This window comes from Microbacterium sp. NPDC097977 (genome assembly GCF_040302605.1).
Taxonomy (GTDB): Bacteria; Actinomycetota; Actinomycetes; order Actinomycetales; family Microbacteriaceae; genus Microbacterium.
Map to the genome: position 1 here is coordinate 13,835 of NZ_JBEOUR010000028.1, position 24,314 is coordinate 38,148.

Below are 24,314 nucleotides of genomic sequence, written 5' to 3' on the forward strand. Positions count from 1 at the left end.
GCCATCCGGCCCGCCCCACGGCTCCTCCACCGGTGCAGGGGCGCAGAGAATGTCCCCAGATCTCGGCATTCTCCGTGACCACGGGCCGACGGATGCACGAGGATCGGCGGATGCCCACACCTCTGATGCTCGTCGAACTGCAGGGCGGAGTCGCCCGCGGGTCGCGGCTCGCGCGATTCGGATGCACCCGCAACGACCTCTCGAAAGCGGTGCGGCGCGGCGAGCTGTCCCGCGTGCGCGCCGGGGTGTTCGCGGCGCCGTCGTGCGCGGGGAGTGTGCGAATTGCCGCCCTGCACGGGGGCGCGCTCTCCTGTTCCGGCGCGCTGCGCATGCACGGCGTCTGGGTTCTCGCCGACGACGAGCATCCTCATGTCTGGCTCGGTCACGCCGGCCGAACGCATCCGCATGCCCACTGCGAGTGCGTCGAGCACTACCGTGCCGGCTCGATGCGGCTGGGACTCGCCCCGGTCGAACAGGCGCTCGTGCAGGCGTTCGGATGTCACGGCGAGGAGTTCTTCTTCGCCGCGTACGAGTCGGCATGGGCGCTGGGCCTGATCGGCGCAGACGCGCGGCGCCGCATCCGTGCGGCTCTTCCGGTGCGCGCTCGGTGGCTTGCCGACATCGCACGCCATGACGCAGACAGCGGGCTGGAGTCCATCATCCGTCTGCGGCTGCATCTGCTCGGCATCCGAGTGGAGACACAGGTGTCGATCGACGGGGTCGGGCGAGTCGACGTCGTCGTGGAGAGACGCGTCATCCTCGAAGCCGACGGCAAGGACAATCACGCCGGCCGCTCCGAACGCCATCGTGACCTGAGTCGGGATGCCGCGGCATCCCGACTGGGGTTCGAGACGCTGCGCTTCGACTACGCCATGATCATCCACGAGTGGGACGTCGTGATCGCCGCGATCCTGGGCGCGCTCGCGCGGTCGCGCTCGTGAGCCGGATGGCGGGAGGATTCCCCCATGGCGGACCTCGAGCGCACCCCGGTTCATCCGTGCGGGGATCCGTCAGCCAGACGGCCGGGACGCCTGCAGATGAGGGCCCGCGAGCGAGGGCCCGAGAATGAGGGCCCGAGAACGAAGGCCGGCCGGGCTACTCGACCGTGACGGACTTGGCGAGGTTGCGCGGCTGGTCGACGTCGAGCCCCTTGGCCGTCGCGAGCGCCATCGCGAACACCTGCAGCGGCACGACCGCGAGCAGCGGCTCGAACATCGCGCCGGCGAGCGGGATGCGGATGACCTCGTCGGCGAACGGCAGAACGGCCGCGTCGCCCTCTTCGGCGACGACGATCACGCGAGCGCCGCGGGCACGGATCTCCTGGATGTTGGAGACCACCTTCGAGTGCACCACAGCGGAGTGCCGCGGCGACGGCACGAGGACGAACACCGGCTGCCCCGGCTCGATCAGCGCGATCGGGCCGTGCTTGAGCTCGCCCGCGGCGAAGCCCTCGGCGTGGATGTAGGAGATCTCCTTGAGCTTGAGCGCGCCCTCGAGCGCGATCGGGAAGCCCACGTGGCGGCCGAGGAACAGGACCGAGCGGGTGTCCGCCATCCAGCCCGCCAGCTGGCTGACGTGATCGTGCTCGCTCGCGAGCACCTTCGCGATCTTCTCGGGAAGCGCCAGCAGCTCGGCGACGTCCGCCGATGCATCGTCGACGGAGCCGCGCACACGGCCCATGTGCAGACCGAGCAGCAGCAGCGCGGTGATCTGCGCCGAGAACGCCTTCGTGGAGGCGACCGCGACCTCGGGGCCGGCGTGGGTGTAGACCACGGCATCCGACTCGCGCGGGATCGTCGCCCCCTGGGTGTTGCAGATCGACAGGGTGCGGGCACCGCGCTCGCGCGCATACTTCACAGCCATCAGGGTGTCCATGGTCTCGCCCGACTGGCTGATCGACACGACGAGGGTGTCGGCCCCGATCACCGGATCGCGGTAGCGGAACTCGTGGGCGAGCTCGACGTCGACGGGGACGCGCGCCCACTGCTCGATCGCGTACTTGCCGACGAGCGCCGAGTACGACGCGGTGCCGCAGGCGGTGATGATGATGCGGTTGATGCCCAGGAACAGGTCGTCCAGGCCCTCGAGCTCCGGGATCACGACCTGCTCGCCGCGGATGCGTCCGCGGATCGTGTTCGCGACGGCCTCGGGCTGCTCGGAGACCTCCTTGGCCATGAAGCTCGACCAGCCGCCCTTCTCGGCGGCGGCGGCGTCCCACGAGACGTCGAAAGGCTCGGCCTCGACGGGCGTGCCGGCGAAGTCGGTCACGGTGACGGCATCCGGGGTGATCGAGACGATCTGGTCCTGACCGATGGCGAGCGCCTTGCGGGTGTGCTCGATGAAGGCGGCGACGTCGGATCCGAGGAAGTTCTCCCCCTCGCCCAGGCCGATCACCAGCGGCGAGTTGCGGCGGGCACCGACGACGAGGCCGGGGTGGTCCTGGTGCATCGCGAGGAGCGTGAACGCCCCTTCCAGACGGTTGACGACACCGCGGAAGGCAAGCTGCAGGTCGCCGCCGTTGGAGCGGTACTCGCGGCCGAGGAGAGCGGCCGCGACCTCGGTGTCGGTCTCGCTGCGGAAGCGCACGCCGTCGGCGAGCAGCTCGTCACGCAGGACCGCGAAGTTCTCGATGATGCCGTTGTGGATGACCGCGAGCCGGTCGTCGTCCGCGAGGTGCGGGTGCGCGTTCTCGTCGGTGGGGCCACCGTGCGTCGCCCAGCGGGTGTGCCCGATCCCGGTGCTTCCGTCGGGAAGCGGGGCGTCGGCGAGGGAGTCGCGCAGCATCGCGAGCTTGCCGGCCTTCTTTCGCATGCCGAGCGATCCGTCGCGGTCGATCACGGCGACGCCGGCGGAGTCGTAGCCCCGGTACTCGAGACGGGCGAGGCCCGCGAGAAGGATCTCCTGGCTGGGCCGCGGGCCCACGTATCCGACGATTCCACACATGGGGTCAAGAATAAGCGCGGGATTTTGCGAAGGTGCCGAACGAACCCGTGGTTTCCGCGCCGACGCGGATGCCGCCGCTCAGAGCTTGCGCAGCAGCACGCTCTCGACGCTGTGGTCGACGCCCTTGTTGAGCACCAGGCGCGCACGGTGCTTGGTCGGCATCACGTTCTCGACGAGGTTCGGCATGTTGATCTCGTTCCAGTATCCGAGTGCCGTGGTGATCGCCTCGTCGTCCGTGAGGTGCGCGAACACGTTGAAGTACGACGACGGGTTCGAGAAGGCCCCCTGGCGCAGGGCGAGGAAGCGGTCGACGTACCACTTCTCGATGTGCGAGGTGTCGGCGTCGACGAAGATCGAGAAGTCGAAGAGGTCGCTCACCGCGACGTCGTTCGGCGCGGCAGGCGGCTGCAGCACGTTGAGCCCCTCGACGATCACCACGTCGGGACGACGCACGACCACGCGGGCATCGGGCACGATGTCGTAGCGCATGTGCGAGTAGAACGGGGCGCGCACCTCGGCGGCGCCGCTCTTGACCTCGGTGAGGAAGTCGATGAGCGCTCGGCGGTCGTAGGACTCGGGGAACCCCTTGCGATCCATCAAACCGCGGCGCGCGAGCTCCGCGTTCGAGTAGAGGAAGCCGTCCGTCGTCACCAGCTCGACCCGCGGCGTCCCCGGCCAGCGGCTCATCAGCTCGCGCAGCAGACGAGCGATGGTGGACTTGCCCACGGCGACCGAGCCGGCCACGCCCACCACGAACGGCGTGGTGGTGTCGTCCTCCTGCAGGAACGAGCTCGTCGCCGCCCCCAGCCGCTTGGTCGAGGTCGCGTAGAGGCTGAGCAGGCGACTCAGCGGCAGGTAGACCTCGCGCACCTCGGCGAGATCGAGTCGATCGCCGATGCCGCGCAGCTCCACGACCTCGGTCTCGGTCAGCGGCTGGTCGAGCCCCGCGGCCAACCGCGCCCATTCCTCACGGCCGATCTCTCGGTACGGAGACAGCGGCAGCGTGGGATCGGCGGTGGTCACGGATACATCGTAACGGCGCGGCAGTAGTCTCTACCCGTGCGCCTCGGAGTCCTCGACATCGGTTCCAACACCGTCCACATGCTCGCCGCCGACGTCCGGCCCGGAGGGCGGCCTCTCGCGACGACCAGCGACCGCTCCGTGCTGCGGCTGATGCGATACCTCACGCCGGACGGCTCCATCTCGGAAGAGGGCGTGGCGGCTCTCGAGTCGGCGGTCGCGCAGGCTCGTCGGGTCGCCGAGGCCGAGAACGTCGACGAGCTGCTGGCGACCGCGACCAGCGCCGTGCGCGACGCACGCAACGGCACCGAGGTGATCGCCCGGATCGAGCGGGCGCTGGGCCAACCGCTGCAGGTCCTCGACGGCGAGACGGAAGCCGCGCTCACCTTCCTCGCGGTCCGCCGCTGGTTCGGGTGGTCGGCCGGCCAGCTGCTGCTCCTCGACATCGGCGGCGGATCGCTGGAGATCGCCGCGGGCGACGACGAGGTGCCGGATGCCGCAGCATCCGTCGCCCTCGGCGCGGGGCGGATGACGGTGCAGTTCCTGCCCCACGATCCCCCCGGCGAAGACGACGTCGAGCGCCTCCGGGAGCATGCGGCATCGACTCTCGCCGAGGTCCTCCCGCGGTTCACCGCCCTGCCCCGGCCGGACCACGTGGTCGGCTCGTCGAAGGCGATCCGCTCGCTCGCCAAGCTCGCCGGATACCCGGTGCCGGGGTGGTCGGGCATCCAGCGCATGGTGCTGCCCCGGGCGTCGCTGGGATCGTGGATCCCCCGACTCGCGCGCCTCCCCGCGACCGCGCGTCAGGAGCTGCCGGGGATCACCGCCGACCGCACATTCCAGATCGTCGCCGCCGCCGTCTCGCTGCACACCGCGATGACGGCTCTCGAGGTCGACGAGCTCGAGGTGTCGCCGTGGGCGCTGCGCGAAGGGGTGCTGCTGCGGTACATCGAGTCGCTCCCCTGGGGCGCTCCCGCCTGATCACGCGGTGATCATCGGCCCCCGGTCAGCTCAGGGCTCGAACAGCCCCTGCCCCATCGCGACGGCGATGGCCTCATCGCGCGACGACACCCCGAGTTTGCGGTACAGCGACCTGCGCTGCGATTTCACGGTGTTCTCCGAGACGTGCAGGCGCTCGGCGATCTCGGCCACGCCGGCGGTGCGTCGGAGCTCGGTGAGGACCACCCGCTCTCGCGCGGTCAGGCGGGGGACGACGGGCCGCGCACTCAGGCGCGGCGTCGCGACATCGATCATCTCAGGCCCGAACAGCGCCCTGTCCTCGGCGGGGACGAGGAGGAACGGCGTCCGGAGGCCGTAGGCGTCGGCGATCGCCCTGGCACGGCGCGCGGCCGTCGCGGCCTCCTCGGGCCGACCCGATCGTCGGAGGATCAGCGCCTCCAGTGCCGCGAGGTGCGCCCGCGCCTCGGGCGCCTCGACCTCGATGCCCGCGAGCCTGCGCTGGGCACGCTCGTGGCGCCCGTCGAAGATCTCGACCCTGGCGACCCCGAGAGTGATCATCGCCGCATCGCCGCCCTGGTCGACCAGTCTGCGGGCCGACGCCATGTCGCCGGCTGCGAGGGCGAGCGCGGAGTCGGTGAGGTCGAGCAGTCGCCGCTGGGACCGCGGCTTCCGTCGTCCTCTGCGGCGCCGGAGCGCTCGGAACTCCTCGAGTCCGACCTCGGCACGGCCGAGGCGGATGTCGAGGAGCGCGCGCAGGTGCGCGAGCGTGGGCCAATGTTCGACCGTCTCGATGATGTGCCAGACGCTGTTGAGGGCGGCCTCGGCGCCGTCGAGGTCGTCGCGCTCGAGGGCGATCTTCGCTTCGGCGATGCGAAGCGGGGTGCCCTGGTACTCGTTGAGCAGTGCCTCGGGCCACGACCGGGCCGCGGCGATGTCCACCCAAGTCTGCGCGGCGACGAGATCGCCGGAGGAGACGTGCACCATCGCGGCCCCGCCGATGGCGACGAGCTGTCCGCTGGGTCGACGCGCGGTCGCGAACGCGCGCTCGAACTCCGCGAGCGCATCGTCGAGCCGATCGCCGTACATCAGGGTGATCGCGCTGTGGGAGTGCAGGTCCTCGACCAGGCCGTCGATCCTGCGCAGCTCGTCGGGCGAGAGGCCCCGGAGGATCCTCGCGGCAGTCAGCGCCGCGTCGACGCCGTCGTCGCCCACCCCGAGGAGACGGCGGACGACCGCCTCGATCACACGCAGCAGCGCACGCTCTGCGCCGTCCGCCGGCGCACGCCTGGCCCCGATCAGCGCCATGCCCATGAGCTCGACCGCGCGCAGCCGGTGCTCGCGACGGGCGTTGAAGATGAGCGCCTGAGCCATGGCGATCACCGGCCAGGTGCGGAGTTCGAGGATGCGGATGTCGCGCAACGCGGTCGAGATCGACGCGCCGTGCGCACGGATGAGGGTGAGTCCGCCGCCTTTCAGGGCCGCGTCGACGAGGTCGAGCGCCCCGGCCGCCGCACCCTCCAGCAGCGCCCCGTACCACGCTCCCTGTGCGAGCAGGATGCGCCCTGCGCGGGCGTGCACCGACAGCGGATCGGGCACCGGGTGTGCCGCCGCGGTGGCCGCGCGCACCGGGGCGGAGAGGACGAAGAACGGATGCCCGGGGTCTCCCACCCACTCCCCCTGCCCTGCGGCTTCGGCGCGGTCGAAGACACCGGAGGATCCGCCGAGCGCGGCGACGACCTCGCGGGTGAGGACCTCGGGAACGGCGAGGTGCGCGTCGGGCGCGTCGAGGGGGTGGGGATGCAGGTCTCGCAGCGCGGCGCTCACCTGCTCGGCGCGCAGGTTCTTGAGCTGTCCGATCGCCCGCACGGCCGCGGGCAGCCCTCCGGTGACCCGGTGCACGCCCGCGGCGTCGAGCGGCGATCCGATCAGCGCCAGGTACGCACGGGTCTCCTCGGCGGTGAAGCAGAGCTCCCTGACGAAGTCCGCCTGCAGGGCGGCCGGAACCGCTCTCGGATCGTGCACGGCGGCGCGCAGCAGAAGCCGAGGGTCGGCGGCGAGCAGCCCCTGGATTCTCGTCCAGTCGCCGTCCGACAGAGTGTCGGCCTCGTCCACCAGGAGCACCTCTCCTGTCGGGTCGGGGATGTCGCCGGGGACTCCCCACTCCGCCGTGCGCCCCTGCGCCCACTGCCTCAGCAGGGTCGACGCTCCCGCGCCGACGGGGCCCACGGCCACCACCGCGCGCGAGGGGACCGACAGTGCCGCGAGCAGGCGCGGGCGCGCCACGTGCTGTTCCCACCTCCCCGATGACATCTGATCACTCTAGCTAGAGTGCTGAGGGGTCATGATGAAGGGAACGGCATGCCGCGCGAGCGCTCGAACCGGCCGGAGAGACGCACCGTCCTCCTCCTCGCCGCTGTCAATCTGGTGGGGCTGGGGTCGCTCACGACACCGGTCATGGCCGGCATACCGCTGAAGATCGATGCACTGTTCAGCGCCGACCAGCGCGCCGGAGCTCTCGCCCTGGTGCTGGCGATCGGCGGTGTGTCCGCTCTGATCGCGAACCCGGTCTTCGGCGCCCTCTCCGATCGCACCCGCGGCCGTTTCGGGCGCCGCAGACCCTGGATGCTGGCCGGAGCGCTCGCGGGCATCATCGGCATCCTCGCGCTGTCGGCGGCGGAGTCGTTCGCGGCGATCATCGCGGCGTGGGTGTGCGTGCAGGTGGCGTTCAACGCCACTCTGGCGGCGGCTGCCGCACTGCTGGCCGACGTCGTGCCGGAGGATCGGCGTGCGTCCGCCTCGGGGATCTTCACCGCGGCCGCGTTCCTCGGCGTTCTGCCGCCGCTCGTGCTCACCGCCCTGCTGCCGCGCCAGGTCGACCTCATCGCGCTGGTCATGCCGGCCCTGGCGATCGCCGTGGTCGGGGCCGCTCTGACGATCCGGGAGTCGGCCGCGGGCGACCGCGCGCGTGTCGATCTACGGGCGGCGTTGTCGCCGACCTTCGTCGCCCTCTGGCTGCAGCGGCTGGGCATGCAGTCCGCACTGGGCCTCACGACAGCCTTCACGCTGTACATGGTGATCGACCGCATGACGGGGGACGCCGTCGGCGCCACTCCCGTCGCCATGATCGCCACGCTGCTCGGCGGCGCGGGCATCGTCGTCGGTGCGAGCGTGGGCGGCGCCTGGGCGTCGAGGCGCGGGCGGTACCTTCCGTTCCTGGTCGCTGGCGCGCTCGGTCTCGCCGGTGGCGCGACGATCCGCGCCTTCGCGGACGCCCCGGTCGCGCTCTGGACGGCGACGACTCTGGGAGGACTCGCGGTCGGCGTCTATCTCGCGGTCAACCTGGCTCTGGCCATGCGCGTGATCCCGCAGGGCCGAGGCGGCGCATACCTCGGCGTGCTCAACGCCGCCGAGACCATCCCCCAGATCTTCGGCCCCATGGTCGCCGCGATGCTCCTGCACATGGGCGCCGGTGATCCGATCTCGGGCGCCTCCGACGACTACATGCTCCTCTATCTCACCGGCGCGGCCGTCGCGGTGCTGAGCATGGCGGCGATCCCGGCTCTGCGTCGGGCGGCTCGCGGCGGCTCCGCCCGGGGTGACTCCGACCTGGGTGACTCCGACCGGGATGGCTCCGACCTCGGGGACTCCGGCGCGCCGGATGCCGCCCCGTCCGATAACGCGAACGAGGGCGCCACCTCCTCTCGGAGATGACGCCCTCGTGAGCCGCGATCAGCCGCGAGCGATACGCCTGCGCGTCAGCAGCAGACCTCCCGCGAGCAGCAGCAGCACGCCCAGGACGACGACCCACGGCGCGAGCTCACCACCCGTGATCGCGAGCGCGGGCAGAACCGGGTTCACCGTCTCGCTCGACACCGGCGGAATCGGCGTTCCGCCGGGAGGCGTCGCGGTGGCCAGCGCCACATTCCTCAGCGTGTGGCCGTCCGCGCTCTGCGAGACGGTCACCGCATAGGTGATGGTCACGGTCTCACCCTCCGCGAGCGAGCCGACCCAGCGAAGCTGCGTACCCTCGACCGTGGGGGCAGCGACCTCGTGGTCGCCGACCGTCGCCGTGATGCCTCCGGTGAGCCGTGCCGCGTTCAGCACTCCACTCAGGTCATCGGCGATGACCACCTCGTCGAGTCCCGTCTCGCCGGTGTTGATCCCGGTGAGCGTGTAGGTGACGAGGTCACCGGGCGCCACCGCCGATCCCGATCCGGGGTCCGACGTCTTCACGAACGAGAAGCCGGGCTGTGCGACCGGGTGCTCAGTCACCGCCGGCGGAGGCGTCAGCTCGACGCCACCCGGCGGGACCGCGGTTGCCGAGGCGACGTTCGTCAGCAGCTCGCCGCCGGCATCGCCACGCACCGTCACGGAGTAGACGATCGTGACACGCTCGCCGATGCCCAGGTCGCCGACCCAGGTCAGCTGCTCATCGGTGATCGAGGGCGCGGTCGCCGGCTCGCCGCCGACCGTCGCTGACACGTCGTCGTTGTACACGGCGTGCGCCAGCACTCCGGAGAGGTCGTCCGTCACCGTGACGGGGTCGAGCGCGGTCTGGCCGGTGTTGATGCCGGTCACCGTATAGGTGATGACGCTCCCCGGTTCGACGCGGGTCCCGGATGCCGGGTCCGCGCTCTTGACGATCTCGAACCCCGGCTCGTCGACCGGGTTGCTCGTCGTGGCGGGCGGCACCTCGATCGGGGTCCCTCCGCCGGGCGGGGTGACCTCTGCGCTCACGATGTTCTCGATCAGCTCTCCCCCGGCGTCACCGTCGACGGTGACCGAGTAGACGATCGTGACGGTCTGGCCGATCTCGAGAGCGCCGGTCCAGGTGAGCTCACCCGAGTCCGCCGTCGGTCGAGCCGCCTCGACTCCGTCGATCACCGCGGTGGCGTCGTCGTTGTATGCGGCGTGCGAGAGCACATCGGACAGGTCGTCGACGATCGCGACGTCGTCGAGCCGGGTCTCCCCCGTGTTGACGCCGGTCACCGTGTAGGTGATGACGCTGCCGGGCTCGACCGAGGTGCCCGTCGCAGGATCCGCGCTCTTCGAGAGCGCGAAGCCGGGGAGGTTGACCGGGTTGGTCGTGGTGCCCGGCGGCGGAGTGAGGGTGTCGCCACCCGGCGGGGTCGCCGTGCCGGTCGCGGAGTTCTCCAGCACCTCGCCCCCGGCATCCGCTGCGACGCGCACGGAGTACGTGATGGTGAGGACCTCACCGGCGGCGAGCGACCCCGACCACGTCAGCATGCCGTCGACCACCGAAGGGGCCGTCACCGCCCTGCCGTCGATCATCGCGGTCGCGTCGGCGCCGTAGGTGCTGTGCGCGAGGACCTTCGAGAGGTCGTCGACGACATCAACATCGAGCGACGTCTCACCGGTGTTCGCTCCGACGAGGGTGTACGTCAGGAGCTGCCCGGGATCGACCGCGGCACCGGATGCCGGGTCGACCGACTTCGCGAACGTGAAGCCGGGCTCGTTGACCGGGTGTTCGGTGGTGACGGTCGGCGGCACCAGAGGGGTCCGCGGCGTGGTCGGGCTGTCGGGATCGCTCGGGTTCTCGGGGATCTGCGGCGTCGCCGTGGCGGACACCGAGTTCGCGATGGTCTCGCCACCGGCATCCGCGTCCACCGTGACCGAGTAGGTGATCACGACGTTCTGGCCGGGCTCGAGGATTCCGGTCCAGCGCAAGGTGGAGGCATCGATCTCGCCCGTTCCCCGGCTGGCGGCGAGGTCGCCGTTGTAGGCCGCGTGGGCGAGAGCACCCGCGAGGTTGTCCGTGATCTCGACCGGACGCAGCACGGTGCCGCCGGTGTTCGTCCCCGTGACGGTGTAGACGATGGTGTCGCCGGGATCGACCGTGGAACCCGTCTCGGGGTTCGCGGTCTTGCTGATCGTGAAGCCCGATCCGACGACCGGATGCTCCGTGACGACGGCGGGCGGCGTGATCGTGTCGCCGGGCACCTGAGGACCGTCGGGGTCCGCAGGGTCCGGGGTCGTCGGCGTCGCGGAACCCGCGACGGTGTTGCGCAGGACCTCGCCCGCGGCGTCGTCGTGGACCGTCACGGAGTAGGTGATGGTCACGGCCTGGCCGGGCTGCAGCGAGCCCGTCCACGTGAGGTCGGTGTCGGCGAGAGATGCCGCGCCCTCATCGAGCACGGTGTCGTCGATGCGGGTCACGTTGTCGTCGTTGTAGTCGGCGTGCGCGAGCACGGCCGACAGGTCATCGGAGAGCTGTACCGGGTCGAGCACCGTGGCGCCCGTGTTCGTGCCCCTGACGGTGTAGCCGACGACCTGACCGGGCTCGACGATCGATCCCGATGCGGGGTCGGCCGTCTTCTCCACGGTGAAGCCGGGGACGGGGTTGCGGGTGGTCTGCGTGGGAGGGACGATCGGATCGAACGGCGCGGGAGGCGTGCCCGATGCGGTGACGCTGTTCTCGATGCTCGCGCCCTCCGCTCCCTCGTTCACGATCACCGAGTAGGTGATCGTGACGGTCTGACCGGCCTCGAGGGTGCCGATCCAGGAGAGCTGGTCGCTGTCGACGGTCGCCGCACCCGTCGTGATCTCGGTGCCGTCGACCGCGGTGACCACATCGTCCTGGTAGGTGGCGTTCGTCAGCACGCCTGCCAGGTCATCCGAGATCTCGACCGGGTCGAGGACCGTGTTGCCGGTGTTCTCGGCCTCGACGGTGTAGGTGATCGTCTGACCCGCGGTCGCCACCGTGCCATCGGCGGGATCGGAGGTCTTGCGCAGCTCCAGACCCGGGGTGAGCAGGTCGTTGACGAAGACACAGGTGACGTCGGTGCCGAGGCTTCCCTCGGGCTGGACGACCGTGTTCGTCGCGCTGAGGGCGACCGGGGAGGTCGACCCGTCTGCGTGCTGCTGCACGCAGCTCAACGAGCTCGCGTAGCGGTCGAGCTCGGCGCTGCCCGCCGCGGATTCCGACAGCGCGAACGAATCTCCCTGGTTGGTGAAGATCGGTCCGGCGTAGTCGGGCTGCAGGCCCGTCGCCGCACCGGCGGTGGTGGCGTCGGTGCGCGGCACCTGGTATCCGTCCGGCGAGTCGACCCGCAGGCCGAACTGGTCGGTTCCCGCGGAGCGTCCGCCCGGCAGGTCCTTCTTCAGCGTCAGGGTGTTCGGGAACGTGCAGCTCGACATGTCCGTGGGCGAGAAGTCGCCGAGCGGGGTGCTGTTCACCGTCACGCCGCGGGGAAGGTCGACCTCGATGATGCGGTTGCCGCCGCCCGAGACCGACACGAAGATGTGGCCGAGGTTGCCGAAGGCGATGCCGTTGCCCTGCACGCCGTCACCCATGAAGTGCACCTGCTTGGCGCCGATGACCGCCGTGCTCGGGGTCAGGGTTGTCGGGATGTCGGCCGAGTAGATGGTGTTGTCCGCGACCAGCACGAGCTGTCCTGATGCGCTGAACGCCATGTCGCCGTTGGCCCCGAACGCGCCGCTGCCCGTCGTGGGCCGCAGCTGACCGATCTGGACGTAGGTCTGCGGGGTGACGCTCTCGTCCCAGGCGTACAGGTTGATGCCGCCGTTGGTCGTGTTGCTCGCGAAGTAGTAGACGCCCGTCTCGGGATGCACCGCTCCGCGCAGGACCGCGGAGTTGAGCCGGAAGGTCGTCCTGGTCGTCTCGTTCGTCACGCGATCGTGCTTGGCGAGCGTCTTGTCGAACGAGCTGTTCGTGACCGTGTACGCGTAGCGTCCGCCGGCCGAGATGCCGAGTCCGTTGTCGGAGTGGTCGGCGCCGAAGCTCTCGGTGCTCAGCGAACCGCCTTCACCCTCCGCGCCACCGTCGAGGGCGACGTCGAACTCCCGCACCTGCGTGGAGCTCTGCACGAAGACCGCTCCCGGCGTGCACAGGAAAGGATCAGCGGCGGCGGCCGGAGCCGCCGTCACGGCAGCCCCGACGACGACGAGCGAGGATGCGAGGACCGCAGCGCTCGAGAGGAGGCCGACGGCCTTCCTCACTCGCCCGCGCCAGCGGCGCGCGTCCGGCGCGGCCTGCGGATCCGATGATGGGTGATGGTGCTCTTGCGCAGCACGGAATCTCACGTGTGTTCTCCCCTGGAAACGAGCCCGCGGCGTTCGCGCGCGCGGGTGAGGTCCAGGAGAGAACAGAGGGACGGTTGTCGAGCGCCGTCGGGTCGTCGACGCACTGCTGTCTTCCGGGACCTCCGCCAGACTGTCCGTCGCGGGGAGGGCAGATCGGCGAAATCCGGGCTTTTCACCCCGGACTTCACCCCGTGCCTCACCCGGGCGTCGCACCCCTGCGAATCGGGGTCACGACACAGGCGCACAGTCGCACGAAAGGCGCGTACGAATCGGGGTCACGAATCGGGGTCACGACACACGCCCGCGGAACGGGCTTCAGACACCGGCGCTCGACACCGGCGCTCGGAGAGCCCGCGGAACGGGGCTCCTGGGGTCAGAGCGAGAGACGCTCCCGCACCACATCGACCAGGCGCTCGGCGTAGGTGTGCGCCGAGTCGGCGTCCGCCGCTTCGACCATCACGCGCACGAGCGGCTCGGTGCCGGACTTGCGCAGCAGCACGCGGCCCGTCTCTCCGAGTTCGGCGACGACGTCGCGAACCGCGGCCTGCACGACCTCGTCGGAGTCGACGGCATCCTTGTCGACGCCGCGGACGTTGATGAGAACCTGCGGGTACACCGTCATGACGGCGGCGAGCTCGGCGATGGACTTCTTCTGCCGGGCCATCTCGGCGACCAGGTGCAGCCCGGTGAGCAGACCGTCACCCGTGGTGGCGTACTCGCTCATGATGACGTGTCCGGACTGCTCGCCGCCGAGCGCGTAGCCGCCCTCGTTCATGTCCTCGAGCACGTAGCGGTCGCCGACCGCGGTCTGCCGCACGGTGATCCCGTGCTCGCGCATGGCGATGTGCAGCCCGAGGTTGCTCATGACCGTCGCGACGAGGGTGTCGTCGGTGAGATGTCCGCGTTCCTTCATCGACACCGCGAGGATCGCCATGATCTGGTCGCCGTCGATGTGCTTGCCCTCGGCGTCCACGGCCAGGCAGCGGTCGGCGTCGCCGTCGTGGGCGATGCCGATGTCAGCGCCGAGACGCACGACGGCCTCGGCGAGGTTGTCGAGGTGGGTGGATCCGACTCCGTCGTTGATGTTCCATCCGTCGGGATCCGCACCGATGACGGTGACGTCGGCGCCGGCATCCCGGAACGTCTCCGGAGAGACGCCCGATGCCGCGCCGTTGGCGCAGTCGAGAACGACCTTGAGTCCGTTCAGGCGGTTCGGCAGCGAGCCGAGCAGATGCACGACGTAGCGGTCCTCGGCGTCGGAGAAACGATCGATGCGACCGACGCCTGCGCCGGTCGGGCGCAGCTTCTCGCCGCCCATGGCGGCCTCGATGCGCTGCTCGACGAGGTCGGGGAGCTTTCTTCCGCCGCGCGCGAAGATCTTGATCCCGTTGTCTGGTGCCTCGTTGTGCGAGGCGGAGATCATCACGCCGAAGTCCGCATCACGGTCGGCGACGAGGAAGGCGAGCGCGGGCGTCGGGATGACGCCGGCCTCGAGCACATCCACGCCGGAGGAGGCGAGACCGGCCGCGACGGCGGCCGTCAGGAAGTGACCGGAGACTCGGGGGTCGCGGGCCACGACGGCCGTGAGCCGCTTGCCTTCGGCCTTGCGAGCCTCCGCAGTACGGCCCTGGCCCAGGACGACGGCAGTCGCCTGGGCCAGGGTGAGCGCGAGGTCGGCGGTGAGGATGCCATTGGCAAGCCCTCGCACGCCGTCCGTGCCAAAGATCGGCATCGGAGCGGTGGACCTTAACGCTTCGAGTACTGAGGCGCCTTACGGGCCTTCTTGAGTCCAGCCTTCTTGCGCTCCTTGACGCGCGCGTCGCGCGAGAGGAAGCCGGCCTTCTTCAGGGTCGGACGGTTGTTCTCCTCGTCGATGCCGTTCAGCGAACGGGCGATGCCGAGACGCAGCGCGCCGGCCTGGCCCGAGGGGCCACCACCGGAGATGCGCGCGATGACGTCGTATCCACCGGCGAGGTTGAGGATCGTGAACGGGTCGTTGATCAGCTGCTGGTGCAGCTTGTTCGGGAAGTAGTCCTCGAGCGTGCGGCCGTTGACCGTGATCGTTCCCGAGCCGGGGACGAGACGCACGCGGGCGATGGCCTGCTTGCGACGGCCGACAGCGGCACCCGGGACGCTGAGCACGGGGCGGGGAGCCGCCTCGACTGCGTCGGTCTCGGGAGTCGACGTCGAGAAGTTCTGGGGGGTTTCGGTGGTGTCCTGGATGTCAGCCACGAGTATGTCCTTAAGTCTTTACGGCGCTTACTGGGCGACCTGGTCGAGGGTGTACGTCTTCGGCTGCTGCGCAGCGTGCGGGTGCTCGCCACCGACGTAGACCTTGAGCTTCGACAGCTGCTGACGGCCGATGCTGTTCTTGGGGAGCATGCCGCGGATGGCCTTCTCCACGGCACGGACCGGGTTCTTCTCCATCAGCTCGGCGTAGGTGACCGACTTCAGGCCGCCCGGGTAACCCGAGTGACGGTAGGCCAGCTTCTTCTGGAGCTTCTGACCCGTGAGCGCGACCTTGTCGGCGTTCACGATGATGACGAAGTCACCCGAGTCGATGTGGTTGGCGAAGGTGGGCTTGTGCTTGCCACGCAGGAGCGTAGCGGCGTGCGAAGCCAGGCGGCCGAGAACGACGTCAGTGGCGTCGATGACGACCCAGTCACGCTGGACCTCGCCGGCCTTCGGAGTGTAAGTGCGCGTCACGATAGTGCTGCTTTCTTGTTCGAACGGAGAAGTTCGTGAATCCCACTCCGGGGTGGTTCCTCCCTACAGGGATGAACACGCCAGTGGAGGGCTCACGTTCGTTAGCACTCGGCAGTCGAGTACCAAAGAGACAGCCTACGTCATGCGGGGCGATCTCCCAAACCGAGCGAGTCTCGGTGATCAGTCGAACCGCGTGGTGACGAGGATCGGGCGATGATCGCTCAGCCCCTGCGGCAATGTCGTCACGCGCTGGATCTCGAACCCGACCGAGGTCGCGAAGTCGTAGTGGCCGCGGAACACGCGGTACCGCGTGTACGTGTGATCGTCGCTCATCGTGAGCGCGTAGCCGTGCTCACGCACCGTCTTGCCGAGGTTCTCCTTGAACACCGGGTAGTTGTAGTCCCCGACCATCAGCTGGGGAAGCCCCTCGCCGAGAGTGGCGAGCTCGGTCAGCGCCGCGCGGATCTGGTGACGGCGCAGCGAGTTGAGCGCGGTCAGCGGCGCGGCGTGGAAGGACGCGGCGATGAACTCCCGGCCTGCGTCGATGTCGCGCAGCCTCGCACCCAGCACGCGCTCGTGCGCGGGCTTGGCGATGCGGTCGTGCAGGGACTTCTTCAGCTCGATCGTCCGGATGCCCTGCAGGTGGAACTCGCTGGCCCGATAGAACATCGCCAGACCCAGCCTGTTCGCCTGGGTGGCGTCGGCGAGGATCAGGTCGCCGATGGACTCCGGAAGGTCGGCCACGTCGCATTCCTGCAGACACAGGATGTCGGGATCGTGCTCCGAGACGAGAGCCACGAGTTCACTCGCGGCTCTGTGCTTCTGCAGGTTGTAGGAGATGACCTTCATCGCTGTTCACGCTAGTGCGTCAGTCTTGGATTCCGGTGAAGATCATCGACCCTTCGCAGGAATGTCGTCTCCCCGCCACCTGCCCTCCGTGCGATATCTTGCATGCGTAAACATCCTATGTTTGACTTCGGCTCGACCCGCGAGAGCGGTCGTAAAGCCCTATTTCTCGCGGTATATCACCGCATCCGAAGCTGAAACATAGGAGTTGTAGCTGATGAACGTTTCGCAGACGGCCCCGACGGACGCCCCTCTCGGGCGCGACAGGAACATCCGCCGCACCGCGTGGGCCGGGATCATCGGAAGTGTGGTCGAGTACTACGACTTCACTCTCTTCGGACTCGCGGCAGCCCTGGTGTTCGGCCCGCTCTTCTTCCCCGACGCCGACCCCGCGACCCAGATCATCAGCTCGCTGCTGACCTTCGCGATCGGCTACCTGGGCCGCCCCATCGGGGGCATCCTGTTCAGTCATTTCGGCGACCGCATCGGGCGCAAGCCCATGCTGGTGACGACGCTGATGCTGATGGGGGTCGCGACCCTGGCGATAGGCCTGCTGCCCACGTATGCGCAGGTCGGGCTGTGGGCGCCGGTGCTCCTCGCACTGTGCCGAATCCTGCAGGGCATGGGAGCCGGAGCGGAATATGTCGGCTCACTCGTCATGATGGCCGAGTCCGGAGACCGCACGCGTCTCGGCGTGCGCGTCGCACTCCCCGGGATGGGCGTGTTCGGCGGAATCGTGATCGCCACCGGCGTCTTCGCCCTGATCTCCCTGCTCCCCCAGGATGCGCTCCTGAGTTGGGGGTGGCGTGTCCCGTTCTTCGCGAGCATCGTCACCCTCGGCATCGGGATGTGGATCCGCACCGGCATCAACGAGACAGAGGAATTCCTCGCGGTCAAGGCGACAGGACGCGTCGTGCGGTTCCCCCTCGCCGAAGCCGTCCGACACCAATGGCGCGAGATCCTCATCGGCTTCGGTGTCAACGGGCCGTACTTGGCGTTCTCCTCCCTGACCCAGGTCTACCTGTTGTCCTATCTCACGGGAACCCTGGGCTACCCGGCGTCGTTCGGGCTCGTCGCCAACCTCGTCTCCTCGGCGCTCGCCATCGGGGTCGTGCCCCTGGCCGGCCACCTCGGGGACCGACTCGGACGCCGCCGAGTATGGCTGTTCGGGTGCGGCGTCTTCGCGATCTTCGGCTCCCTCGCCTTCCCTCTGCTCGCGACAGGAAGCGAACTCGTCATCGTCCTGACGATGGTCCTCGGCATCTCCTTCGGCCTCGCCACTCTCTACGCCACCCAGGGCGCGATCCTCACGGCGCTGTTCGACCCTCAGTACCGGCTCTCCGCGGTGGTCCTCGTACGAGAACCCACCGCCGCCCTCATCGCCGGTCCCACCCCGGCCTTCGCCGCGTGGCTCGTCCTCGCCGCAGGCGGTTCTGCGTGGCCGGTCACCGTCTTCTTCCTCGTCGCCGCACTCGTCGCAGCAGGAACCGTGCTCTTCGCCTGGAAGCAGCTGGGACGCGTCGAATCCCGCTGAAGGCTCGACCACGACGCTGCCGACAGGCACGCCGATCCTTCGCGGGGAGGTCGACTCCCCCGTCACTCGTCGTAACCCCAGCGGATCCCGAGCACCCCCGGCCCGAACCCGTGCCGCACGAGATGGACGGACCCACTGCGCACCGAACGGATCGACGACACGTACTCGGCATCCGTCTCGATGTACTCCTCGCACCAGCTCGGCACAGCCTCCGGGTGGAAGCGCACCCAGATCAGGCTCTCGCGCGATTGCCTCGACGTACCGTGCCAGGCCGACTGCCGCGGCGGGTAGCCGACGGGGAAGGTCTCGGTGAACTCGAACAGGGTGGTCGCGCCGGTCCCGATCGGCTCGTCGAGCGCGATCACCACCCCGGAGAGCAGGCGCCCGGGGTGCAGGTACTCGCGGTCGACGCGTCCACCCACGACATCGGAGATCGTCGACATCACCTCGGTCTCCCTCGGAGCGACGTCGATCAGCGGCACCTCGGAGATCGTCCCCTTCGTGGACTGCACGAGACACCGCATGATCACCTTCTCGACCGCTCCGGAGGCACCCACGAACACCGTGACATGCGTGGAGAGATCGCGGAGCGCATCCTGAGGCGCGGCGTGCAGCTCCCTCAGGGTCTCCTCCGTCTCCCGCTGTTCCCGCTCCTCGTCGAACGGCAGCCGCGGCGGCGCCACGGGCCCCAGACGCGCGGACGCGCGCAGCAGTCCGCCCAGATGTCCGCGATGAAGACCGAGGCGGTCTTCGATGCCGTCGACGACACTCAGCGACTGCGCCCCCTCGGGCTGCCGATCGCCGGAGCGCCAGTAGCTCAGCGTCGCCATCGAGACCGGGTTGCCGTCGTCGATCAGCTGGCTCCGCAGGCGCGCGAGAGTGATGCCCCGTTCCGAGATCGCCGCGCGGAGAGCAGCGGCGAAACGGCCGCCCTGATCGTCGACCCGCTCCATCATCGTTCCCCGGCGCCGTGTGTCATCGGCGCTCCCTGCGCTCTCTGCGCAGTCGCCGCTCCCTGCGCAGTCGCCGCTCTCGCGCGACCGCCGGCGTCTCGTCACCGAGGGGGCCGACGTCGCCGGGGAACAGCGCGTCTCGCGCGAGCTGTCGCTCTCGGCGGCCACGTCGGGCATCGGCACCTCCGATGACCGGAGCGAGCACGATCAGAGCCGTCGAGACGAGGAGCATCGCCCGCGCGTCCATGCCCTCCCACTCCGCCCAGATCGCCCCCGTGCCCACCATGAGCCCGGCGGCTCCGACGGCCGACAGCCCCCGTTGCAGGCGGACCATCGCCCGAGCGCCCGAGAGCAGCGGTTCGACCAGACTCACGTCGACACGACGGGGTGCACCATCCGAGACCCACCGAGTCAGCGCCCGTTCCCGCGCGAACTGCAGGACGACTCCTCCGGCCCAGGCCAGGATGCCGAGGGCGGCGCACACCGCGATGGCCGCACCGCTCGCCAGACTCAGCACGTCGATGCCGTTCTCGATGGGCTCGTCCCAGTAGACCGGATCGCAGGTGCGGCACTGCTGCCGCATGAAGACCGAGAGCATGAACGCCGCGAGCGAGATGAGTGTCGCAGTGAGCAGGACGTTCGCGACACGAGCGAGCGCCCGCGCGCTCGGGGCCGAGAGCCAGCCGGGCACGACGGCCCGCATCGCGGCGTCGCGTCGGTCGGCGTCCGCCGCGACTGCCGCGGGGACGAGCCGCTTCCACCGGCCCCGTTGCTCGCCCATGCGCGCCGCGTCGCGCTCGACCCATCGTCGGCCGAGCCGCCGCACGGCCGCCGCACCCGACGCGAGCACGACGAAGACGAGGAGGACGACCCACATCACCGCATCCTCGCGGAGATCTTCGGCGAAGAGCACGGCGAGCGCGCAGAGGCCGCCGATGCCCACGAAGGACCAGAACAGCGCCGTGCCCGTGCTCCGCAGCAGCCCAGCGGGCGCGTCGCGGAGCTCGAGGCGCAGGGAGCGCTGCGGCACGGCATCCGGATGCCGTCGCGCCGCCGCCTCGACGGCGCGGAGAGCCGCGAAGCGCTCGATGACGATCACGAACGGGACGACGATCGCCAGCACGGCGGCCACGAGCAGGAAGACGCCCATGCTCGCGCGGAACAGCGGGTCGAGGTCGATCTGCCAGTAGAGCGAAGACAGCGCCTCCTCCCCCACGATCCCGATCACGACGATGCCGACGAACGCGTAGAGCGTGCCGACGATCAGGCCGATGCATGTGTCGAGCACAGCCCGCCAGAACGCCCATCCCGGTGACGAGACCTCGACGACGGCCGCAGCGGGTCTCATGCGCTCGTCCGGTCGCGGCGAGCGCGAGTCTGCTCCGCCCTGGTGGAGAGCAGCTCGTCGGCGGGGTACCCGACCTCGGTGAGCGTCAGGCCCCTCGCTGCCAGCACCTTGAATTCGCTGGTGCGGGTGAGCGCGTCGCGCAGCACGACGAGGTCGTCGACATCGAGGCGGCCCTCGCCCACCGCCGCGCATGCGCCGACAAGCGCTCTGACCATGCTGTGACAGAAGGCATCGGCTTTGACCTCGGCGACCAGCACGCCCTGCGCATCCCTGCTCCAGCGGTAGTCGAGCAGGGTGCGGATGGTCGTCGCCTCCTCGCGCGGCTTGCAGTACGCCGCGAAGTCGTGGAGTCCGATCAGCGTCCGCGCCGCGGCATCCATCGCGCTCTCGTCGAGGATGCCGCGGTGCGACGTCGTGTCATCGCGGCGGATCGGGTCGTAGGCCGCGGCTTCGTCGGCGAGCCGGTAGCGATAGCGCCGCCACACAGCGGAGAAGCGCGCATCGAACCCCTCGGGAGCGATCGAGCTGCGCGTCACGCTCACGTCGGAGTAGGCGCTGAGGACACCGCGCATGCGCCGGGCGATGGAGGCCGCCGGATCCTGCGGGGTGCGGCCCTGTCGCGACTCGATGCGCGCCCACTGCTCCTCGTCGAGGTCGACGTGCGCCACCTGCCCCTGGGCGTGAACTCCGGCATCCGTGCGGCCGGCGACCACGAACTGCACGTCGGAGCCGACGATGCGCGCGAGCGCCGCTTCGAGGGTTCCCTGCACGGTGCGCAGGGTCGGCTGCTTGGCCCACCCGCGGAAGTGGGTGCCGTCATAGGCGATGTCGAGCCGGATGCGCACGGATAAAGCCTAGGCCGTAGCCGTTCGCCGCCCGATACCGGTCAGATCCCGCCGTCGATCGAGCGGATGAGATCGCCCGGCTCGTCCGGCACCATCACCTGCGTGTCGCGGTTGAGGCTCTCGCCACGGAAGAACCGCTTCGACCGCGGGAACAGGTACCAGGCGAACATGAGCACGAGTCCGATGGCGAGCGAGCCGATGCCGATCACGAAGGTGCCGCCGATGCCGAAGAGGACGGTGTAGCCGTAGTCGACGTCCCACATGTCGATGGCCGACTGCACGAAGGCGCCCGTGAGCATGAGGCCTCCGAGCAGCGGGAACAGGCCCTTGAAGAAGAAGTCGCGCGCCGACGAGGTGAGGTCCTTGCGGAAGTACCAGACGCAGGCGAAACCCGTGATGGCGTAGTAGAACGCGATCGCGAGTCCCAGCGACAGGATCGAGTCCTGCAGGATGTTGTCGCTGATCAGGGTCATCCCGACGTAGTAGGCGGAGGCGACGACACCCATGACGACGGTCGAGAACGACGGCGTCTTGAAGGTGGGGTGCACCTCCTTGAACTTCGCGGGCAGTGCGCGGTAGACCCCCATCGCGAGGGTTCCGCGTGCGGTCGGGAGGATCGTCGTCTGCGTGGAGGACACCGCCGAGATGATCACGGCGACGACCAGCATCCAGCCGAACGGCCCGAGCAGGCCGTCCTTGATCGCGAGGAAGAAGTCGTCGGCATTGGCCTCGTTGCCCAGGCCCGTCCCCGTGTCGCCGAGTCCCGCGTACATCATCGCCGCGATCGTGACGCCCACGTAGGTGAACAGCAGGATGACGGTCGTCAGCAGTGCGGCACGCCCCGGGATCTTCTTCGGGTCCTTCGTCTCCTCATTGAGGGCGAGACAGGTGTCCCAGCCCCAGTAGATGAAGAGCGCGAGCAGGATCGCCTCGGTGAAGCCCGACCAGTCGGTGAAGGCGAACGGGTTCAGCCACTCGAGGTCGAACGGCGTGGGATCGGGGGCCGTGCCTCCGAAGAACTGCCACAGCGCGGCCACGACGAAGATCGCGAGAGCAAGGTACTGGATGCCGAGAAGGATGTTCTGGATGCGTTCGCCAATCTCGACACCGCGCCAGCTCACCCACGTCATGGCGGCGATGAAGAGCACCGCGACGAGGATGATCCGCCAGTCGTTGTTCTCGAGATCGAATCCGATCAGCGACCAGAAGTACACCGACGCGATCTGGGCGAGGTTCGCGAGCACGACCATGCCGGCGACGGCGACGCCCCAGCCGCCCATCCAGCCCACCCAGGGACCGAACGCCTTCGTCCCCCAGGTGAACGTCGTCCCGCAGTCGGGCACCGCGTTGTTGAGCTCGCGGTAGGCGAACGCGATGAGGAGCATCGGCACGAAGGCGATGATGAAGGCGATCGGCGCCTGCGCTCCGACGGCGAGCACCACGAATCCGAGCGTCGCGACCAGCGAGTACACCGGCGCAGTGGACGCGAGACCGATGACGGTGGACCCCCACAGGCCCAGCGAACCGGTGGCGAGCCCCTTGCCGTCGGGGCGTTCGAGATGGATCGGCGTCGTAGCTGACATGCTCAGAAGATACGGCCGCCACGCTTATCGCGTCAATCGTTTTCTTCGCGCGACGATTTCCGATGGTGCGATCCCGCTACCGCGACGGAATCGGTGGAACTAGGCCCGCCCCGTCATCGCGTCGGCATGATCGGCCACCCACTCGACGAGAGGGAGCATCCGCTGCATGAGATCGCGTCCGAGCGGCGTCAGGCTGTATTCGACATGCGGAGGCACGGTCGGGAACGACTCACGATGCACGAGGCCGTCGTCGGCGAGCGTGCGCAGAGTCGAGGCGAGCATCTTCTCGCTGATCCCGCCCACCTCGCGCCGCAGCTCGCCCCAGCGCTGGGTGCCGTCCGACAGCGACGACAGCACGAGCACACCCCATTTGCTCATCACGTGGTCAAGGACGACCCGCGTGCTGCACCCGGGCTCGAAGACCTGCGGCGTGGATTCCCGTATCTGCGCATAACTAACCGTCACGTAGGTACCTTACATCAAAGTGGGTACCCACGATCTGGAATGCCCGGACGCCTCCCCGAGGTTGATGCACGTGTCACCTACGAAAGGACACCCCATGACCATCCTCGTCACCGGCGCGACCGGCAATCTCGGACGCCTCGTCGTCGCCAGCCTGCTCGAGCGCGGAGCGGACCCCCAGTCGATCGTCGCCGGCGCCCGCGACGTCGCGAAGGCCGCCGACCTGGGTGTGCGGGTCGCTCACCTCGACTACGCGGAGCCTGCGACGATCGCCGCCGCACTCGACGGCGTCGACTCGGTGCTGCTGATCTCGGGCTCGGAGGTCGGCCAGCGCACTGCCCAGCACCGGGCGGTCATCGACGCCGCGACGGACGCGGGTGTCACCAAGTTCGTGTACACCAGCGCCCCCAAGGCCACCACGAGCGACCTCGTGCTCGCACCCGAGCACAAGGCCACCGAGGAGCTCATCGTCGCCTCGGGTCTGCCGTCCGTGATCCTGCGGAACAACTGGTACACCGAGAACTACGCCGCGGACCTCTCCCGCGCATCCGAGACCGGCGTGCTCGCCGCCGGCGCGGGGTCCGGACGTGTGGCCTCGGCCAGCCGCAAGGACTTCGCCGACGCCGCCGCCGTGGTGCTGCTCGAAGACGGCCACCTCGGTCAGGTGTACGAACTCGGCGGCGACGTCGCCTGGAGCTACGACGATCTCGCCGCGGCCATCGCCGAGATCTCCGGCCGTGAGGTCGTCTACCACTCGCTGACGCCCGACGAGCAGCGCGAAGGCCTCCTGGCCGCCGGTCTCGATGAGGGCACGGCAGGATTCGTCGTCGCCCTCGACGCGGGAATCGCCTCCGGCGCACTCGGCGACACCGACGGCACCCTCTCCAGCCTCATCGGTCGGCCGACCACGCCGCTGGTGGACGGCCTGCGCGCGATCGCCTGAGGCCGCCACGCAGCACGAAGGCGGCCAACCCGGAGGGGGGGGCGCCGTCGGGGGATTGAGCCGAGCGGGGCGGGCTGCGGTAGAGGGGGGGGGGGGGCGGGTTGGGC

18 protein-coding genes are annotated in these 24,314 nt (G+C 69.4%); 5 read left to right on the forward strand and 13 right to left on the reverse strand.

Going from position 1 to position 24,314, the window contains the following annotated elements:
- Nucleotides 1–110: 110 nt before the first annotated feature.
- Complete coding sequence (locus ABTZ43_RS08455) at nucleotides 111–941, forward strand: DUF559 domain-containing protein (protein ID WP_350538490.1); 831 nt, start codon at nucleotides 111–113, stop codon at nucleotides 939–941.
- A 154-nt stretch (nucleotides 942–1,095) separates the two neighbouring features.
- Here the strand turns inward: ABTZ43_RS08455 and glmS are convergent, their stop codons facing one another.
- Entirely contained in the window at nucleotides 1,096–2,943 is a 1,848-nt protein-coding gene (gene glmS / locus ABTZ43_RS08460) for a glutamine--fructose-6-phosphate transaminase (isomerizing) (protein WP_350538491.1), read from the reverse strand.
- A gap of 78 nt (nucleotides 2,944–3,021) precedes the next feature.
- Nucleotides 3,022–3,966 carry a type I pantothenate kinase gene (coaA, locus tag ABTZ43_RS08465; protein ID WP_149423663.1) on the reverse strand — a complete coding sequence of 315 codons (945 nt, stop codon included), beginning with the start codon at nucleotides 3,964–3,966 and terminating at the stop codon, nucleotides 3,022–3,024.
- Nucleotides 3,967–4,002: 36 nt separating this feature from the next.
- On the opposite strand from coaA, the gene ABTZ43_RS08470 reads away from it, so the two are divergent.
- Nucleotides 4,003–4,944 carry a Ppx/GppA phosphatase family protein gene (locus tag ABTZ43_RS08470; protein WP_314095278.1) on the forward strand — a complete coding sequence of 314 codons (942 nt, stop codon included), beginning with the start codon at nucleotides 4,003–4,005 and terminating at the stop codon, nucleotides 4,942–4,944.
- A 30-nt stretch (nucleotides 4,945–4,974) separates the two neighbouring features.
- Here ABTZ43_RS08470 and ABTZ43_RS08475 read toward each other — a convergent pair whose 3' ends face one another.
- Complete coding sequence (locus ABTZ43_RS08475; RefSeq protein ID WP_350538492.1) at nucleotides 4,975–7,233, reverse strand: helix-turn-helix transcriptional regulator; 2,259 nt, start codon at nucleotides 7,231–7,233, stop codon at nucleotides 4,975–4,977.
- A 48-nt stretch (nucleotides 7,234–7,281) separates the two neighbouring features.
- Here ABTZ43_RS08475 and ABTZ43_RS08480 point away from each other — a divergent pair, with 48 nt between their 5' ends.
- Nucleotides 7,282–8,634 (forward strand): MFS transporter, encoded by a 1,353-nt coding sequence (locus ABTZ43_RS08480; RefSeq protein ID WP_350538493.1) that lies wholly within the window; start codon nucleotides 7,282–7,284, stop codon nucleotides 8,632–8,634.
- Between the two features lie 18 nt (nucleotides 8,635–8,652).
- On the opposite strand, the gene ABTZ43_RS08485 is transcribed toward ABTZ43_RS08480, so the two are convergent.
- The 5 genes from ABTZ43_RS08485 to ABTZ43_RS08505 all read right to left on the reverse strand — a co-directional run bounded on the left by ABTZ43_RS08485 (nucleotide 8,653) and on the right by ABTZ43_RS08505 (nucleotide 16,542).
- On the reverse strand, nucleotides 8,653–12,903 hold the full coding sequence (locus ABTZ43_RS08485) for a DUF7927 domain-containing protein (protein WP_350538494.1): 4,251 nt from the start codon (nucleotides 12,901–12,903) through the stop codon (nucleotides 8,653–8,655).
- Between the two features lie 457 nt (nucleotides 12,904–13,360).
- Nucleotides 13,361–14,719 carry a phosphoglucosamine mutase gene (gene glmM, locus ABTZ43_RS08490; RefSeq protein ID WP_056412284.1) on the reverse strand — a complete coding sequence of 453 codons (1,359 nt, stop codon included), beginning with the start codon at nucleotides 14,717–14,719 and terminating at the stop codon, nucleotides 13,361–13,363.
- A gap of 14 nt (nucleotides 14,720–14,733) precedes the next feature.
- Nucleotides 14,734–15,219 carry a 30S ribosomal protein S9 gene (rpsI, locus tag ABTZ43_RS08495; protein ID WP_056412286.1) on the reverse strand — a complete coding sequence of 162 codons (486 nt, stop codon included), beginning with the start codon at nucleotides 15,217–15,219 and terminating at the stop codon, nucleotides 14,734–14,736.
- Between the two features lie 27 nt (nucleotides 15,220–15,246).
- Nucleotides 15,247–15,693: a 50S ribosomal protein L13 gene (gene rplM / locus ABTZ43_RS08500; protein ID WP_045253410.1), complete on the reverse strand. Its 447-nt coding sequence runs from the start codon at nucleotides 15,691–15,693 to the stop codon at nucleotides 15,247–15,249.
- Between the two features lie 180 nt (nucleotides 15,694–15,873).
- On the reverse strand, nucleotides 15,874–16,542 hold the full coding sequence (locus ABTZ43_RS08505) for an endonuclease/exonuclease/phosphatase family protein (RefSeq protein ID WP_056412288.1): 669 nt from the start codon (nucleotides 16,540–16,542) through the stop codon (nucleotides 15,874–15,876).
- Between the two features lie 214 nt (nucleotides 16,543–16,756).
- Here ABTZ43_RS08505 and ABTZ43_RS08510 point away from each other — a divergent pair, with 214 nt between their 5' ends.
- Nucleotides 16,757–18,073, forward strand: coding sequence for an MFS transporter (locus ABTZ43_RS08510; protein WP_350538495.1), 1,317 nt, complete (start codon nucleotides 16,757–16,759; stop codon nucleotides 18,071–18,073).
- Between the two features lie 62 nt (nucleotides 18,074–18,135).
- Here the strand turns inward: ABTZ43_RS08510 and ABTZ43_RS08515 are convergent, their stop codons facing one another.
- From ABTZ43_RS08515 to ABTZ43_RS08535, 5 genes are all read right to left on the reverse strand, one after another.
- Complete coding sequence (locus tag ABTZ43_RS08515) at nucleotides 18,136–19,026, reverse strand: hypothetical protein (RefSeq protein ID WP_350538496.1); 891 nt, start codon at nucleotides 19,024–19,026, stop codon at nucleotides 18,136–18,138.
- Nucleotides 19,027–19,048: 22 nt separating this feature from the next.
- Complete coding sequence (locus tag ABTZ43_RS08520; protein ID WP_350538497.1) at nucleotides 19,049–20,374, reverse strand: hypothetical protein; 1,326 nt, start codon at nucleotides 20,372–20,374, stop codon at nucleotides 19,049–19,051.
- Nucleotides 20,371–21,219 (reverse strand): tRNA pseudouridine(38-40) synthase TruA, encoded by an 849-nt coding sequence (gene truA, locus ABTZ43_RS08525; protein WP_350538498.1) that lies wholly within the window; start codon nucleotides 21,217–21,219, stop codon nucleotides 20,371–20,373. The genes ABTZ43_RS08520 and truA overlap by 4 nt, the downstream gene beginning before the upstream one ends.
- A 41-nt stretch (nucleotides 21,220–21,260) precedes the next feature.
- Nucleotides 21,261–22,802 carry an APC family permease gene (locus ABTZ43_RS08530; protein ID WP_056412301.1) on the reverse strand — a complete coding sequence of 514 codons (1,542 nt, stop codon included), beginning with the start codon at nucleotides 22,800–22,802 and terminating at the stop codon, nucleotides 21,261–21,263.
- 99 nt (nucleotides 22,803–22,901) lie between these two features.
- Complete coding sequence (locus ABTZ43_RS08535) at nucleotides 22,902–23,267, reverse strand: winged helix-turn-helix transcriptional regulator (protein ID WP_045253415.1); 366 nt, start codon at nucleotides 23,265–23,267, stop codon at nucleotides 22,902–22,904.
- Between the two features lie 94 nt (nucleotides 23,268–23,361).
- Between ABTZ43_RS08535 and ABTZ43_RS08540 the strand changes: the two genes are divergently transcribed.
- Entirely contained in the window at nucleotides 23,362–24,207 is an 846-nt protein-coding gene (locus ABTZ43_RS08540) for an SDR family oxidoreductase (protein WP_350538499.1), read from the forward strand.
- The last annotated feature ends 107 nt before the right edge of the window (nucleotides 24,208–24,314 follow it).